Origin of the sequence: Nostoc sp., from assembly GCF_036916655.1 — a bacterium.
Classification (GTDB): domain Bacteria; phylum Cyanobacteriota; class Cyanobacteriia; order Cyanobacteriales; family Nostocaceae; genus Nostoc.
Genome location: NZ_JBALFY010000064.1, coordinates 204,611 through 221,639, shown reverse-complemented (window position 1 = coordinate 221,639; position 17,029 = coordinate 204,611). Strand labels below are relative to the sequence as shown.

13 protein-coding genes are annotated in these 17,029 nt (G+C 42.6%); all 13 read right to left on the bottom strand.

Going from position 1 to position 17,029, the window contains the following annotated elements:
- Positions 1-303: 303 nt before the first annotated feature.
- Positions 304-1,137 (bottom strand): tryptophan synthase subunit alpha, encoded by an 834-nt coding sequence (gene trpA, locus V7L31_RS16380; RefSeq protein ID WP_334697209.1) that lies wholly within the window; start codon positions 1,135-1,137, stop codon positions 304-306.
- Between the two features lie 287 nt (positions 1,138-1,424).
- Positions 1,425-2,255: an indole-3-glycerol phosphate synthase TrpC gene (trpC, locus tag V7L31_RS16375; protein WP_334697208.1), complete on the bottom strand. Its 831-nt coding sequence runs from the start codon at positions 2,253-2,255 to the stop codon at positions 1,425-1,427.
- 120 nt (positions 2,256-2,375) lie between these two features.
- Positions 2,376-4,580 carry an anthranilate synthase gene (locus tag V7L31_RS16370; protein WP_334697207.1) on the bottom strand — a complete coding sequence of 735 codons (2,205 nt, stop codon included), beginning with the start codon at positions 4,578-4,580 and terminating at the stop codon, positions 2,376-2,378.
- 312 nt (positions 4,581-4,892) lie between these two features.
- A complete protein-coding gene (locus V7L31_RS16365) occupies positions 4,893-6,089 on the bottom strand; it encodes a 3-dehydroquinate synthase (protein ID WP_334697206.1) in 1,197 nt (398 codons plus the stop codon).
- 11 nt (positions 6,090-6,100) lie between these two features.
- The gene (locus V7L31_RS16360) at positions 6,101-6,325 is read right to left on the bottom strand and encodes a hypothetical protein (protein WP_334697205.1); all 225 of its coding nucleotides are present in this window, start codon (positions 6,323-6,325) and stop codon (positions 6,101-6,103) included.
- Complete coding sequence (locus tag V7L31_RS16355) at positions 6,300-6,422, bottom strand: hypothetical protein (RefSeq protein WP_334697204.1); 123 nt, start codon at positions 6,420-6,422, stop codon at positions 6,300-6,302. The genes V7L31_RS16360 and V7L31_RS16355 overlap by 26 nt, the downstream gene beginning before the upstream one ends.
- A 17-nt stretch (positions 6,423-6,439) precedes the next feature.
- Positions 6,440-7,729 carry a glycosyltransferase family 4 protein gene (locus tag V7L31_RS16350; protein WP_334697203.1) on the bottom strand — a complete coding sequence of 430 codons (1,290 nt, stop codon included), beginning with the start codon at positions 7,727-7,729 and terminating at the stop codon, positions 6,440-6,442.
- A 287-nt stretch (positions 7,730-8,016) separates the two neighbouring features.
- Entirely contained in the window at positions 8,017-9,171 is a 1,155-nt protein-coding gene (gene scyF, locus V7L31_RS16345; protein ID WP_334697202.1) for a scytonemin biosynthesis PEP-CTERM protein ScyF, read from the bottom strand.
- 175 nt (positions 9,172-9,346) lie between these two features.
- On the bottom strand, positions 9,347-10,717 hold the full coding sequence (locus V7L31_RS16340) for a ScyD/ScyE family protein (RefSeq protein ID WP_334697201.1): 1,371 nt from the start codon (positions 10,715-10,717) through the stop codon (positions 9,347-9,349).
- 123 nt (positions 10,718-10,840) lie between these two features.
- Entirely contained in the window at positions 10,841-12,097 is a 1,257-nt protein-coding gene (locus V7L31_RS16335; protein ID WP_334697200.1) for a ScyD/ScyE family protein, read from the bottom strand.
- 74 nt (positions 12,098-12,171) lie between these two features.
- Positions 12,172-13,140: a scytonemin biosynthesis cyclase/decarboxylase ScyC gene (scyC, locus tag V7L31_RS16330; protein ID WP_334697199.1), complete on the bottom strand. Its 969-nt coding sequence runs from the start codon at positions 13,138-13,140 to the stop codon at positions 12,172-12,174.
- Positions 13,141-13,165: 25 nt separating this feature from the next.
- Positions 13,166-14,227 carry a tryptophan dehydrogenase ScyB gene (gene scyB / locus V7L31_RS16325; RefSeq protein ID WP_334697198.1) on the bottom strand — a complete coding sequence of 354 codons (1,062 nt, stop codon included), beginning with the start codon at positions 14,225-14,227 and terminating at the stop codon, positions 13,166-13,168.
- 298 nt (positions 14,228-14,525) lie between these two features.
- Entirely contained in the window at positions 14,526-16,406 is a 1,881-nt protein-coding gene (scyA, locus tag V7L31_RS16320) for a scytonemin biosynthesis protein ScyA (protein WP_334697197.1), read from the bottom strand.
- Between the last annotated feature and the right edge of the window lie 623 nt (positions 16,407-17,029).

The window sequence follows — 17,029 nt, the reverse complement described above, 5'->3', positions numbered from 1 at the left end:
TCTAACTACTTAAGGTGGAAATAGCTTAACTGTTGGCTTCCATGCCCGCCCGGAAATAAATAAACGAGTAATGAGTAATGAGTAATAAGTAATAAGTAATACCCATTACTCATTACTTCAAAAATAAATTTCTTTGGCTTTTAGCTTAAGTCTACTGAAGTAGACTGGAGATTTTTGGCGATATTTAGTCATCTTCAGATGACTTTAGCTATGAGACGGGAATTTTAATTCCCGGCGGACAAGCGGTTTTACGTTAAGTAGGTATAGCCGATAATTCTCTACTCCCTAAATCTGCGGGTGAATTTATCCCACCTTTTGAAGAGATGGACTTTCGCGCCGAGTTTCTGTAATTGCGGCTTTAAGTTCTCGACAAAATTCTTCCACGGCTTGCAATCCTTCTGTGGGGCTACCTTCAGCTAAACGTTTGACAAAGGCGCTGCCAACAATCACTGCATCTGCACCCCATTCCATGACTTGATGTGCTTGTTTTGCTTCTGAGATGCCAAAACCAACGCCGATGGGTTTATTGGTGACGCTTCGCAACTCGGTAATTAAATGCTCTACGCGGTTTTGGATTTGAGTGCGGATACCTGTAACGCCTGTCACACTAACTAGATAGATAAAACCCTGAGATTGACGAGCGATCGCAACAATTCTATCTTGAGAACTGGTAGGAGCTACGAGTAAAATTACTTCAATTCCAAAAGATGCAGCAGTCTGGATTAATTCTTCTGCTTCTTCTAAGGGTAAATCTGGCACTACCAACCCTTGCACCCCAGCAGCAGCAATTTGCGCTAAAAACGACTTAATACCCCGGTACAAAATGGGATTGTAGTAAGTAAATAAAATTATCGGCGCTTTTAGGCTAGGAATCACTACGTGTAACATCTCTAGCACTTGCTCTAATTTCGTGCCTTTTTGCAAAGCGCGGGTTGCTGCTGCTTGAATCACAGGGCCATCTGCGAGAGGATCGGAGTAAGGAATGCCCAACTCGATAAAGTCAGCACCATTGCGATCTAAGATACGTAAAGCCTTGGCAGTGGTTTCTAAGTTAGGATCGCCTGCTGTGATAAAAGGGATTAAAGCACACTGTTGGCGATCGCGTAAAGTTTGAAAGGAATCGGAGATAGAAGTCATGCTGAAAAATAGTTAATGATTGGTTAATAGTTTTGAAATAATTAAGACTTAGCAATTAGCGATATCCACGCTAAATTTTTTGTTAATGAGTCTTTGATCCTCGCAAATGAGTCTTTTAGCTCCGTTAATGAGTATCAAAGCTTCGTTTTTTAGATTTAGAGAATTCCAAATAATAAAAATATTCAATTAACTCTTGTGGGGTGGGCGTCTCGCCCGCCCTATAGACTGGGCGGGCGAGACGCCCACCCCACAATATTGAATAATTTATTTCTTGGAGTTCCTTTACCTTAGTATTCAGCACTCAAAATCTCACGCACAGCTTGTTCTACATCGCTTTGTTTAACTAAAGACTCTCCAATCAAAACCGCACGCGCACCAGCTTCAGCGACAAGAGATAAATCAGCAGGTGTATACAATCCAGACTCGCTGACGACGGTGATATCTAAGCTTTGTAATTGTTGTTGACGCTCTGCTAAAAGTTGCTGAGTTGTTCCTAAATCAAGGGTAAAATCTGCTAAATTGCGATTGTTGATTCCTACTAAACTTAGGTTATCAAGCTTTAGCACTCGATCCAGTTCAGCCAAGGTATGGACTTCTACCAGTGCATTCATGCCTAAATCATGAATTACTTGCAAAAAATCTTGGAGTTCTCGATCTGATAAAATAGCCGCAATTAACAAGACTGCATCTGCACCTGCTGTTCGTGCTAAATAAATTTGATAGGAGTTGATGATAAACTCCTTGCACAGTAAAGGTAATGCAACTTGCGATCGTACCCTTCGCAGATTATCAAAACTACCTTGAAAGAACTTTTGGTCAGTCAGAATTGATAAACAAGCTGCACCACCTCGTTCATAAGCTTGAGCAACAGCTATTGCATCAAAATCTGCGCGGATAATTCCCCGGCTAGGTGATGCTTTTTTTACCTCGGCAATTAAGCTCGGTTGGTTAGAATTTTCCTGCAAAGCAGTCAAGAAATTTCGCACAGTCGGGGCTGCATTTAACTGTTGTCGCAATGAACCTAAAGGCAGTTCTTGCTGCATTTGTGCAACTTCTTGCCTTTTATGCGACACAATGTCTTCAAGAATATGGCGGGAAGTAGCAACTTGATTAGTCATGAAATGCTAGGGGGAGTGGGGAGCAGGGGGGCAGAGGAGCAGGGGGCAGAGGAGCAGGGGGGCAGAGGAGCAGAGGAGCAGGGGAGCAGGGGAAAATAATTAATAACCAATGCCCAATGACTAATGACCAATGACTAATGACTCTTTGGCTTGCGTATATGCACGCACTACATTTTTAATGATTTCCAAACCGACTTCTCCACCTAAAGTCATGATTGATTCAGGGTGAAACTGAACGGCGGCGATGGGAAGTGTTTGATGTTCAATGCCCATAATTACGTCGTCATCAGAAATTGCTGTTACTTTGAGTTCTTTTGGCAAACGTTGCGGTAGGGCAAACAATGAGTGATATCTACCGACTGCAAAGGATTCTGGTAAGTTTTTGAAGGTGACAGAATTGGCATCAGTGACGAAAATCCGTGAAGATTTACCATGTTGAGGATAGTTGAGAACTCCCAATTCGCCATCAAAAGCTTCAACGATGCCTTGCAATCCTAGACAAACTCCGAAAATCGGAATTTGGCGATGCAGAAGGGCGCCAACAGTCTGTGAAACCCCAAAATCACTTGGTCTACCAGGGCCAGGGGATAATACAACTAAGTCAGGGCGCTCTGTATCGAATAGCGATTCTGAGAAACCATGACGCAGTGTAGTAACGCTTGCACCAATTTGGCGAATGTAATTGGCTAGGGTATGAACAAATGAGTCTTCGTAGTCTATTAATAAGATACGTTTGCCAGTTGCCGCACTTGGGAGAAGTTTCGTTAATTTTAGAGAACTGGACTCATCAATTTTCTGACTCGTTTGCTTCACACGGCGAATTGTTTCAAATAACGCGGCGGCTTTGGTAATTGTTTCTTGTTCTTCTGCTTGAGGTATGGAGTCATAAAGAACAGTAGCACCGACTCGCACTTCCGCAATGCAATCTTTTAATCGAATTGTCCGCAGAATTAAGCCAGTATTTAAATTCCCGTTGAAATTTAAATAGCCGACTGCTCCACCATACCAACGTCGGGCGCTCTTTTCGTGCTGTTCAATAAAATTTATTGCTGCCCTTTTGGGTGCGCCGGTGACTGTAACTGCCCATGTATGCGAGAGAAAGGCATCTAAAGCATCAAATTGCGATCGCAGAGTACCCTCAACATGATCTACTGTATGTATCAGGTGGCTGTATAATTCAATTTGGCGACGACCAATGACTCGTACTGAACCAGGTTCGCAGATTCGGGATTTGTCATTGCGATCGACATCAGTACACATGGTCAACTCAGCTTCATCTTTGTGAGAGTTGAGTAAATGACGAATTTGCACCGCATCATCAAGAGCATCTTGTCCCCGGTTAATAGTGCCACTAATGGGACAAGTTTCTACCCGCCTACCCTCAACCCGCACAAACATTTCTGGAGATGCGCCAATCAGATATTCGCCACCTAAATTAAAAATAAATCCATAAGGACTAGGATTTATATCCTTTAAAGTATTAAATAGTTTGCTGGGTTCATCTTCATAACCTTCAAAAAAGTTTTGACTAGGAACAACTTCAAACAAATCGCCTCTGCGGAAATAATCGAGTGCAACCTCAACTTTTTTCGCATATTCCCCTATTTTATGGTCAGCAGTTTGATTTGGTAAAAGATGTTTGCCGCGATAATCTACAGACTCTCCTGTTCTCGGAAGATTCTTGGTGTTACCGTGCGCTGTTTTAAAATCATATTGTAGACGAAAGGCACGTTGCTGATAGTAGTCAACAACAATCAATTCATCTGGTAAATAAAGCACTAAATCGCGCTGATCTGTAGGACGTTCTAGATGTTGGGTAATTGGTTCAAACTGAAAAACTAAGTCATAACCAAACGCCCCATACAAGCCTAAATGCTCGTCTTCTTGACTAGAGAAAGTATCTAGAACTTCGCGGACAACGGTAAATGACGAAGGCTGTTTACTACGTTCTTCTTCAGTAAATAATTTTTCTGAAGGTTTAATAAAGCCTATAACAATGTTATTTTCTTGAGTGACATTCTCAAGTTGTTCTGACTGAAATAGTCTTTCTAAAAGGAATGGCAAAAGTACTTGACCGCGTTCATTCAACGCTATCAAAGTAAAAGCATTATCCTGTGTAGTCAACTCTAACGGTGGATTGACAAATCCAATTGCCCATCTTTTGTATCTGCCTGGATATTCATAGCTACTTCTTAGCAACCCTCCACGCTGAGAATTTAAATGGAACAGAATATCATCGAGGGCAGTGTCTATCTTCACTTCGGTTATGGAGCGAGAAACACTGACATCACCAAGGGTTTTGTAGGAACGTGAATCAAAAACCATGAGTAATTTCTCTTGAATATTTGTTAGTCAATCATCAATCATTATTAGTAGTTATTTTCAAATCTAGAACAGACTTAGACAACTTTCTGTCAATCTAAGCCAACATATTCTTTTTAAAAGATGTAATCAAAAACCTTTCGCCTCTCATTTAATAATACTAGAGATCAAGCAAATAATACATTGAATAATTTTTCGATTAGGTGTCAATTTATTCGCTTTTTACACTGCTTTCCTAGTACATTTTCCAACAACCTCATTTAAAAATTTTCGCCTCCCCCAAAAGTAGTAAATAACCTCATAAAACCTCTGCGTTTAAAACTCTCCCCTCACTTCCCCCAACAGCGATATTGCTTCCCCATACAAAAACAAATCCACCTCATGAACCTCAATCCTTTTTCCAATCCCTTTCAACAGCGTCAAAGTCAACTCTCCCCCCAAATGTTCGCGGAATTCAGTCAAACCCCGAAACAAACAATTAGGATCTTCCAATTGTGATAACTTATCAGCAAGTTCAGGCACATACAACGTGAAACCCAACGCCGATAAAGTATTTAATATCCGTTGCCACTCCGAACAATCGAGCAATCCTGCCAAATAAGAATAAGTGCTATCCAAAGCAATACCGATCGCAACTGCTTCGCCATGACGCAAGCGATAATTTGTCAAATGCTCCAGTTTATGAGCCGCCCAATGTCCAAAATCTAGGGGACGAGACGAACCCATTTCAAAAGGATCGCCGCCATTGGCAATATGTTCTAAATGCAACTGAGCGCAACGGTAAATAACCTGTTGCATAGTATCCATATCTCGCCCCCTCAAAGCTGCGGTGTGAGAGTGGATAAAATCAAAAAAGCTAGCATCTTTAATCAGCGCCACTTTTACTGCTTCTGCGATTCCAGAACGCCAATCGCGATCGTCTAGAGTTGTCAAGAACGCAGAGTCATTTATAACTGCATAAGGTGGCGCAAATGTGCCGAGAAAGTTCTTTTTACCAAAGGCATTGATGCCGTTTTTAACGCCAACCCCAGAATCATTTTGCGCTAACACCGTTGTCGGAATCCGAATGAGACGGATTCCCCGGTGAGCAGTTGCGGCTGCATATCCTACCAAATCCAATAGCGCCCCGCCCCCGATCGCTAATATGTAAGAGTGGCGACATAATCCGGCGGCTTCAATCTTTTGCTGGATTTGCTCTAATAGAGTGCGATCGTTTTTGGCAGCCTCTCCTCCCGAAATTATCATCGGTTCAGCTGCGATCGCTAGTACCTGTGCATAAAACTTGGTATACGCGACTAATTGCTTTACCAATTCCGGTTGATGCTTTAATATTCCTGCATCTACCACTACAACTAATTTCTTCGGCTTTGCCTCTTCATCTGCACCAATCACTTGGGCTAAGATGGGGTTTTTCAACTCAAATAAATTTTGGGTGAAGTAAACCTCGTAGTTGAAAGTAACCGAAACACGCTGATGAATTAACTTACTTTTTTGCTTGATGTCAACTACCATAAGTTTGCTCTTTAAAGACTAATATTTGTGTGTATCTTTGGTTTAAAATCTCGTTGGATAGCCATTGCATTTAAAGGCTGCATAAAAGTATTAATTTTTTCTTCAAAAAAGCTTTGAGCCTTTTCAAATTCCTGAATTAATGCGTCTCTGTCTTTCATCGCTACTAGTTTTGCCAAACGACTGTAAGTATCAGCTAAAAAGCTAATTGCATCACACCTTTCTTCTGTAGCTAGCATCTGAAGCTGCTAATAATGATATGCGATCGCTCAGTAAGGCGATCAAGCGTTGGTCAGTTTTTTTCAGATGATCTGAATAAGAGGATTTCAAAGGCATTTTTCAGTCCCCAATTTTCAAATATCAACAAGTGATTCCTTAGAACTCAATTTAGGCAACATATCCAAAGTTCTTGCTCTTTTGGCAATCATATTAGAAAATAACTCTTCATACCGATTTAGTGCTTGCTCAAAGGAATAGTTTTCTACCGCAAACTTTCTTCCTTCACGCCCTAATTTTGCTGCTAATTCTGGCTGATTATATAAATCCAATACCGCAGTGGCTAAAGCATCTGCTGACTCTGGCTTAACGATAATACTGCCGCCACTTTCCTTGATAGCTTTCGCAGCAGTCCCAACTGCGGGAACTGAAGCCACAATTGGGCGACCACTGGCTAACAATAGTGGTATTTTAGAAGGCATATTGAAGGAAATCACATTGCACTTTTGCACAATCAACCCAATATCAGCAGCCGCTAACATTTGCGGTAGTTTTTCTCGCGGTTGCAGTGGCAAAAGCAAAACGTTATCTGCACCACAAGTAAGACAATGTTTTTGTAACCTTTCGAGGGCTTGGGATTCGCCAGCGATGACAAAGACAATTTCTTTGAGATGACGCAACCGAACTGCTGCTTCTATAACTGTCTCCAAACCTTGGGTGAGAGCAATATTACCTGAATAAAGCACTACAAATTTATCATCGAGTTCATGGATAGCTCTCCAAGAGTTATTCTGCTTTGGTAAAGGGCGAATAAAGTTTAGATTTACCCAATTGGGAATGCAAGCAATTTTATTAACAGGGACATCTTTATTGATTAAATTATCTACAAAGCCATCGGCAATGACGCTAATAGTATGTGCAGTTCGGTAGGCAAATTTTTCTAAAGCTTCCAGAGCGAGAATCATCAACTTATTTTTAATTAGCCCAATCCGCACAGCCGCTTCCGGGAGGATATCTTGCACATTCAGCACGACTGGGCAGTTATATAACCAACTTATTAAGGTTGCAGGTAAACAAACTAGTAACGGCGGCACTGTTAAGAGAATTAAATCAGGTCGCTCACCTCTAAGAGCTTGTGGCAAACTTGTAAAGACAAAGCTCAACTCTAACAGCAGCCGATCTACCAGATTAGGTTTAGACTTAATCCGCAGGTAACTACGTTGAATGGTGACACCATTTATTTGTTCAGTAACGTATAACTTACCTCGATAGCGATCGTAAATCTGACGCTGAGGATAGTTAGGCATACCTGTGATTACGCGCACTTGATGCCCTCGCTTCACCAGCCCTTCGGCTAGTTCAGTCATCAAAGGTGCAATACCAATTGGTTCTGGATGATAGTTGTATGAATAAATCAGAATGTGCATGAACTGTTAATTTCCTGAAAGCACCTTAATTTTGTAATTCATAATTACAGTTAGCCAGTAGCAAAGCGTAACGCACCTAAATTATGGAGATGGTGCGTTATGCTCTTGGCTAACGCACCCTACTGGCATGGCAAGACTAAAATAGTGCATTACCTAACTCTTGTGGGATGGGCGTCTCGCCCGTCCGGGGCGGACAAGATGTCCACCCCACAAGAAAATTTATTGCAACATTTCAGCCTTGTCACGCCACTACGAAACTACAAAACTCTTTAATTACGAGTTACGAATTAGTAATTCTTTAAATTAAAGATTGGCTTTTGTTGCCCACGTTTCCGCAGTGTGACGGTAGCAGCCCCAAACCCAAGCAATACTAAACCCAATGCTGAACTAGGTTCTGGCACTTGCCTTCTGCCTTCTACGTTTAACACTTGGACGCGACCTTGGAAGAAATCGCCTAGATAAAGCTTGCCATCTTTATAGCTTGTGCCACCCGTCCAGTTAAATGTGCCTGGTGTGAGGTCAAGGGGATCGCCAAAGGGAGGCTGACCCAGTTGGGGAGGTGTTGCGGCGGCAGCCTTACCATAAGCTGTCAGGAAGTTACCGTTTTTATCGAATACTTGGATGCGGCTGTTGATAGAATCTGCCACATAAATATTCTCAAACTCGTCCACTTCTAGGCCGATGGGCTGATTAAATTCCCCATCTCCAATGCCTTGTTTGCCAAATGTGAACAGAGGATTACCTTCAGGATCGAGTACTTGAACGCGGTTGTTAAACTGGTCACTAACATAAAAATTGCCACTGACTGGGGAAATTCTTAAACCTGCTGGGCCTTGAAACTGACCAAGTTGAGTGCCAGAAGTGCCAATGCTGCTAATTAGTTCGCCATCTTTAGTGTATTTATTGATCTTGTCGCCGCTAAAATCACCTATATAGACATTCCCAGTTTTGTCAAATGTCACACCAGATGGGCCAAAAAAAGCTCTACCCGGTATGAGACCGCCAAACTCACCAAATGATTTAATAAAGTTACCCTGGGGATTGAAGACATTAACGCGGTTGTTGAAAACATCTCCTACATACAGATTCCCAGTTTGCGGATCGATTTCTAAAGCCGATGGTTCGTCGAATTGTCCAGGCCCTTTGCCGCCCTCGCCGATCGCTCCAATATAATTACCTTGAGGATTAAATACTTCAACCTTGTTACCAATGTTTGGGTTAAAAGTGCCGTCCGGGTTAAGACCGCGACCGTTACTTATAAGGGTGTTCCCGGAGCTATCTACTGTTATGCCTTGGGGAACAAACAACTGCCCAGGAGCAAAGCCAGGACTACCAATACTTCTGTCATAAGTTAATGTTATGGCTTTGGCTTGCGCTGCTGCTGCCAACACCATAAATCCAGTACCGAGAATGCCGATCGAGAAATTTTTGACTAATCCCATGAATTTTAAGTCCTGGTTGTATGAGTTATACTCGTTCCTAGACTAATTTCGTTCCCAGTCCTAGTTTGGGAATCCTAAAATTTGGGCTGCTGCCTCTTGTTGGAAATGCAATTTTCTATGTGAGGCAACAGCCTATTCTGTAAGCATTCCCTGACAAAGCCAAGGTTTTGAGGAATTAGATAGTTTCTGCTTTAGCTAGCAAACCCAACTTTTCTTGGCGTTTGCGCTTGCTGTTAGCAGCAGTTGCGCCTACACCAGCGAGTGCTAATAAGCCAACTAATGAACCAGGTTCGGGGACTTTTTCTGCAACGATACCATCCACCCGAACAACCTCCCCTAGTCCTGGGCCGACACCGCGATTGGTAATATAAATCTTGCCATCAGGGCCAATATCAATTCCATCAGCCGAATCTAGCCCTTGACCTGCGGCAACAAGCGTTGTGCGAGTGCCGTCAGGAGCAACTTGGATCAGAGAACCAGGTAAATTTGTGATGTCACCCCCTAATTGAGAGGTATCGCTGAATTGTAAAACCAGCAAATCGCCTTTCTGATCAAAGGTTAGGTCGGTGATGTGCGTAAAGCCATCTAGAAAAACTTCTGGTTTTTGATCTTCGCCAATGCGGAAAATCTTCGACTTACCTGCTGGATAAGGAAAACCCGTATATTCACCAACGTATAAAGCTCCATCGGGGCCAATTGTGCCACCTGTGGGTACTGATTGAATTGCTATTTTTCCTCCCGGAAGCTCATCTAATAGCCCAGGAGGTAGTTGTAATCCTGGTGGCAAATCTGACTTATTAATGATGGTTTTAGGAATTGCGATCGCCTCTGACTTACTTCCATCAAGTTTAATTTTGTAAGCAGCGTTCCCACCCCCGTCAACGACATAAGCACTATCACCATTAATAGTCAGATCATAGGGATTGGTAACTACATCCCCACCGTCTGGATTTTTGGTGATTTCATACTTGGCAAAGTCAAAAATACTGGTGAGAGATCCCGTATTCAAGTCAACTTTGTACAGTTGTCCTAGTAGCGGTGTATTCAAAACTTTATCGGGTGTTGATGGCGGGAAAGTAGCAAGTTGATTTTGTGGGAGGGGGGATTGGGAACCAAGGTTAAGTGTTGCTAGATCGCGGTTTCCTGGATAACCAGCAAATCCTGTCAGAAGATAAGCAGTCCCTTGAGAATCGAATTGTATGTCTTCAATACCAGCGCCTTGGTTGCCAGTAGGTTGTTCTGCAAGAGACTGAAAGTTATTAAGTAGACGCTGTTTGGTGCCGTTTGGTGAAACTTTGACCAGTGAACTAGTATTACCAGCACAGATCGGCTGAAACAGAGTACTCGGAGATGGTTGACAATTTCCATTACCTCCGATACCTGGCTCTGCTACGTAGAGACTCCCATCAGGGCCAAAGCTAACACCCCGTGCATTACTGATTCCATCGACAACTGTCGTTAGCGTTGCAGCTTTTACATCTGGTGTTCCACAAATAGCAGCAAAACAAAATGTCAGAGATGTAAGAGCAAATGACTTGAGTTTCATACCTTTGGAGATTGAGAATTAAATAATTTGTTTGGGGAAATTTTTATTAAGAAGAATTCAGGAAACGCGATAAATCACGTCTGCACTCTTGTAGAGACGCGATTCATCGCGTCTCTACAAGAGTCAGAATTCTGGATGGTTTCTCTTTTTGTGCAACCAACCAATGCCTAAAGCAGCGATCGCAAATACGCCTAAAACAGAATCAGGTTCAGGAATAGATTTGGTATTCTCAATTCTGAGAACTTGTCCAAGTCCTGGGCGATCGCTCCGGTTGGTGACGTATACTGCACCATCAGCACCGATAGTCAGGGCGCTAGGTGACTCTAATCCATTGCCACTCAGAAGAGTGGTGCGTGTACCATCGGTAGCTATTTTGATCACAGAACCATCAAAATTACCCTTCCAGGCTGACTGATTGGCGTACTGCAAAGCATACAAATTGCCTTCAGGATCAAATTGCAAGTCTGTGAGTTGGGTAAAACCATCTGCATATACTGTTGACTTGCCATCAGCACCAACTCGATAGATTTTTGCCCCTCCTTCAGGGAAGGGAAAACCAGTAAATTGGCTGATGTAATAAGCACCATCAGGGCCTTTTGTCACACTGGAGGGTACTGGTTGAGTTGCAAACTGCGATCGCACCTCTTCATCAATAGATGGCACTTGTCCAGGTTCATTAGATGGTGTACCTGAAGGTGGAAAGACGGGATTAGTTAATATGTCTTGGGGAAACGCAACTATCGACTGCAAATTTCTACCATCAGTATTAACACTGAGTAGGTCATTTGCACCTGCATCAACTGCAACTAACTTATTGCCATCTATGACAAAACCCAAAGGATTGCTACCGACATCACCACCATCAGGATTGTTGACGAGTTCATAGTTAGCTAAATCAGCAACACTCGTCCAGGAATTGGTATTAAAGTCGGGAGCAATGATTTTACCGAGGTCAGTGTAACCTAAATTGCGATCGCGAAAGGTTGGATTAGCCCCATACCCAATCAGAACATAAGGCTTACCTTTAGTATCAAATTGGATGTCACGAGGCCCACCGGCTCCGGTTCCATCTGGTAATGCTAAAGAAGGAAGTCCCGTAAGTATGCGCTCGGTTTTACCATTCTCAATTTTGGTAACTGCGCCACTAGTGCCATAGCATAAAGAATCACCTTGACCGCTTGCTGGTGGAACACAAGCGCCATTTCCTCCGATTCCCGCCTCTGTGACATAGAGATTACCATCAGGGCCAAAGCTCAAACCACCAGCATTATATAAACCGTCGGCGATTACCGAAAATGATGCAGCTGAGGCAGCTTTCATTCCCGAAAAAGCGGCAACACAAAAAGTTAGAAAGGTAATAGTAAGGTGTTTTAATTTCATGTGTTGCGGAGAATTGAGGTAGGAATTTTAAACGCAGAGGGACGCTGAGGGAAGCGCAGAGGAACGCTGAGGTTTTAGTTAGTAACTAGGGATTCTTGAGTTTTTGGGAGGTAGCTCATTCCTCGGTCAAATGATTTGAGGTTGCCAGCTTTGGCTTCGAGTAAACGTTTAATGTTCATGCTCTCAGCGCCATAGTCTTCAATTTGAAGTTTGCCATGAGTAACAGTTCCATCTGTTTTCCAGAATGTGATTCTATGCAAGATAAAACCAGAAGCTTCGGGGTCAGCGAAAGCGTAGGCAGTTGGGATAAGTAACGCTACAGAACGCTGATAATAGTCGTAATTTGGATAAAAATATTCTTGTTCAAGCAAGTAGTATTTACTCAGACTATGAACTCGCACAGAAACTTTTACTTTCTGGTCATATTCATCTTTGAATTCACCTGATTCAGAACTAATATCACCATTTGGTCGTAGTAAATGCGCCCATTCATCTACGTTTTGTAAGTCTTTTAAGTATTCAACGCCGATTTCAATAGGGGCATCAACATAAATGGTGTCTGTATCGATAAAGTGGCTTCCTTTGGCTGCGGAAGTCAGACCGGCCTTGCGTTCTAAGTTACCTTTGAGAGAACGACATTCAGAAGTATGTACTGTGTGAATTCCCTGCATAATCATCTGAGTCTGCCGTTTGGGATCGACAAAGCTCAACCAATGAAAGTACACACCTTTTTCATCTGTTCCCGGCTCAATGTAGTCTGTAGGAAATAGCAAAACCGGGTAAACCTGAAAATATTTCTGATACTCTAATCCACAATGCCACTCAATACCGTAGAAAAGCGGATTTTCTAGTTTTTTAACATGATAATAAAGATTTTTGTGATAACCGGATGCAGTTCCGAGCCAGGTATCTTCATCAATTTGTTCTTTCATCCGGCTATAAAGTGTCCATTCGTCCAAGTTCTTTAAACTACAAAGGTAGTCAAAGGCGCTCTCTGGTGAAGTCGCAATATAAGCTGATGTTGCAAAAGTATTTCTTTCCACTTTTTACTCCTGAAGATAATAATAATTAAGCTGCGATCGCTTGAGTTTTGTTTCGCTTACTATTGTTGATTCGGTCTTCTGCTAATCGCCTGGCAGCATCGTTAGTACTAACTTCCTGGGCTTTAGCAATATCAAAAATTGCTAATAGCGTGTCATAAATGTTATGCACTTGCTTGAAAGCTTTTTCTTCGTCATAACCAATCATTTCGTTATAAACATTGATTAAACCTCCAGCATTAATTACATAATCAGGGCTGTAAAGAATCCCTTTTTTGGCAAGCATTTGACTATGTAGTTGCTCATTCTCCAATTGATTATTCGCTGCACCAGCAATAATCGAAGCTTGCAGAAAAGGAATTGTATGACTGTTAAGGATTCCTCCTAAAGCGCAAGGAGAAAAAATATCTACATCAACAGCATAAATTTCGTTTGGTTCAACAACAGTTGCCCCAAAAAGCCGTTTTACCTCTTCTGCTTTTGCTGGATCTACATCGCTAACAAAAAGCTGGACATCATGCTCATGTAAATGCCGACAAAGATTTTTACCAACATTTCCTAAGCCTTGAACTGCAACTTTCATACCATCAAGTCTTTTGCTCTGCCAACGAGACTCAACAGCAGCTTTTATTCCGAGAAAAACTCCTAGTGATGTTATGGGAGCAGGCCCACCAGATTTTTCTGATACTCCAACAACATGTTGAGTTTCTTGACTAATTGTCCGTACATCGTCAGGGGTAATATTAACATCTTGCCCGGTAATAAAACGCCCATTCAAACTATCAACAAAACGTCCGTAAGCTCTCAACAGATCATCTGTTTTATTTTCAGGATTAGCAATGATGACTGCTTTACCGCCACCAGCCGGAATATTTGCACAGGCGGCTTTATATGTCATTCCCCGACTTAAACGAAGTGCATCTTTTAAAGCAGCTTCTTCATTGACATAAGGCATGAGTCTTGTAGCTCCCATCGCTGGGCCCAAGGTCGTATCATGGATGGCAATAATTGCCTTAATTTCAGGATTTTTACCATGACAAAAGAGAACTTGTTCGTGACCCATTTCTCTAACAGTTTCAAATAGCAGCATTTTTACCTCTCGATATTGTTTGGAATTGGTTAGAGAAAGTAATGACCATTACAAAATGTAAATATATAGACATAAAAACACTCTCAAAGATTAAGATGGGATGAAGTTAGAAAAAAGCTTGGTGTTCAAAAATCAAAAGTTCCAGTTTTCTGAGGATGTTTTTGGCTGGAGTAAAGTTTTTGCCACATCTAAATTCATCATTATGCTGAATAGACGAATCCAAACAGCGTTGTAAATTCCGCTTTCTTGGAGTGTTTTAATGTCTATAAGAATTGAATGAGATTGCAAGCTTTTAAAGTCAAATCATGGGAAATGAAACTTGCTTGGCAGCATTTTTAGCCGAACTTGATCTGACTCCTTGTGCGGCCAAACTCTTATTACGTCCACCAGAGGGTGCAGGTCGATCGGCATCAATCACGACATCGATCAGAAAGGGAACATTTGATGCGATCGCTTGTTCTAATGCTGGTTCAATATCCGACTCTCTGACGACTACGATCGCTTCTGCTCCCATCCCACGAGCAATCATGGCGAAGTTTGTGGGTGGAAGTGTTGCATCTGCACCCTTTAATCCCAAGATTTTCATCCCTTGATGGCACATGTTGTAACGTGCATCGTTGAGTACAATCCAGATTGCAGGAATTTTGTATTTCACGGCTGTGCTGATTTCGTTATTCATCAGCATTGCTCCATCGCCAACAATCCCTACAGCTTTACTATTGTTCGCCAGCGCTGCACCCAACACTCCGGTGACAGCATGACCCATTGCGCCGACTCCGGTGCTGACTCGGTAACGATTGGCTTCGGCAAATTGCAGTAAATGAGTTGACCAAGTAAAGGAATTACCGCACTCTGCCATAACTACCGCATTGCTACCTTCAACAACGAGCTTTTGAATTGCTGCCATCAATACTTCTGGCCGCACTGGATAATCTACATCTGGTGCAGGTTCAATTGCTTTATGTTCTGGACGAGGTAGCGATATTGTGGAATGAGGAGCATCTGGTAATTGCTGCAATAACTCTTTCACAAAAGCTTTGATATCAGACCGAACCCCGAAAGTTTCAACGTGAGGATAGGCTACACCTGGTACTTCTGGATCAATATCGATATGGACAAAGCCTCCTTTGGGAACTAGCGCCGAACTCCAGAAAGAAGTCGGTTCGCCAAGGCGGGTTCCTAGTACGAGTGTGCGTAGTGGGGGATGTTCTTCCATATAAGTTAAGACGGAAGCATGACCACCTAAACCTGTGACACCCACAAACTGGGGATGATCTTCGGGGAAAATACCTTTACCACGGGGTGAGCAGATAACGGCGGCTCCGGTTTTTTCAGCGAGTTCAAGGATTTCGGCTGCTGCATCACGCGCACCGAAACCAACCCAGATAGCAAAGGGGCCGGATGATAATAACTCTACCGATTTAGCGATCGCTTCTTTGGAAGCAGTCATCGGAAATGGCGAAACATCTAGTTGGGGTAAGGCTATATCCTCAGCTAAACTTGTTTGCACAGCAGTGGGAATGCTCAAATGGGCAACAAATCCGCCTGGTTGCGCTAAAGCTAAAGCCAATTTACGAAAAATCTGCGGTAATTGAGCCGCAGATTCAATCGTGATTGCATAGTTGAATAGCGCTCCTGGGGTAAAAATTCCTCCACTTGGCAAGGTATAAGTGCTGGTTTCTTGAATTGCCCAACGTCCACGCTGCGGTGCTGAGGTGCAAGCCGACAGTAAAATTACCTTAGCACCCTCCCCACGAGCCGCAAATAATCCGGTGAGGGCGTTGGTGATCCCCGGCCCGGCTGTGGTAAAAACTACAGTGGGGCGGTTATTCGCAAAGTAAGCTTCGGTGGCTGCAAATGCGGCTCCGGCTTCATGGCGGAAGTTCAATACCTCTATAGTGCTGTTGGATAGCGCACCCCAAAGGCTGGCCATCGCGCCACCAGCGACACCAAAAGCGTAGCTTACTCCCAAATTTTCCAACATTTGAGCGATCGCATCGGCAACTGAGAGCGTTGGGGTTGTTTCATCGTTTAAAAAAGGCTGAATTTCCCCATTCTTCTCCGATTCATCAAGCTGACGGGAGTCAGACACAGATTCTACATATCTGTTTTCTGGAAGTTCCTTGTATGGCTCAGTGGTGATGGGAGGAGAGTTTGAACCAGTATAGTTTTGACTCATTGGTTTCACGTAATTACAGAAATTTACACAAAGACTTTTAATTTACAATTGCAGCGCGAGAAATACTTAATACAAACAACTCTGTTGTTTACTACAGCTATGACCTAGCTTGGGCGATAGTAGAAATGGTTGATCGCTGCTGATTGATGCTCGTGAGCGCAGTACCAAAAAATTTTTACCACAAAGTATACAAGAGTTGGATCTGTGCTTCTTGTGATCAGAATAAAGCAGAGCAAGACCGTTGTACAATCAAAAATCTTTTGATGTGGGTGTCAATTCTTTCGCTTCTATGGTGATAACTACAGTATTTGAGTAGATTAGCGGGGAAAAACTAAATCATATAAAGGTGTATAAAGTAGCAACTAGCCTGAACTCAAACACATCTCATAATCTTTACAAAGCTTAATACAGCTAGCTTTAATAGCACCGATGCCTGCGGCGGGCTACGCCTACTACTTACTGAAGCGTCTGGCGAGGTTCTTAGATTGTGGTAGTTATTATGATGAAAACCTAATTTGCAATGAAAAATCTTTTGATCTGGTTGTCAATTCTTTCGCTTTGATCGTGATTGTGACATTTGCAACTTAGTCACCCGGAAAGATAATATTTTGAGAACGCAGAAG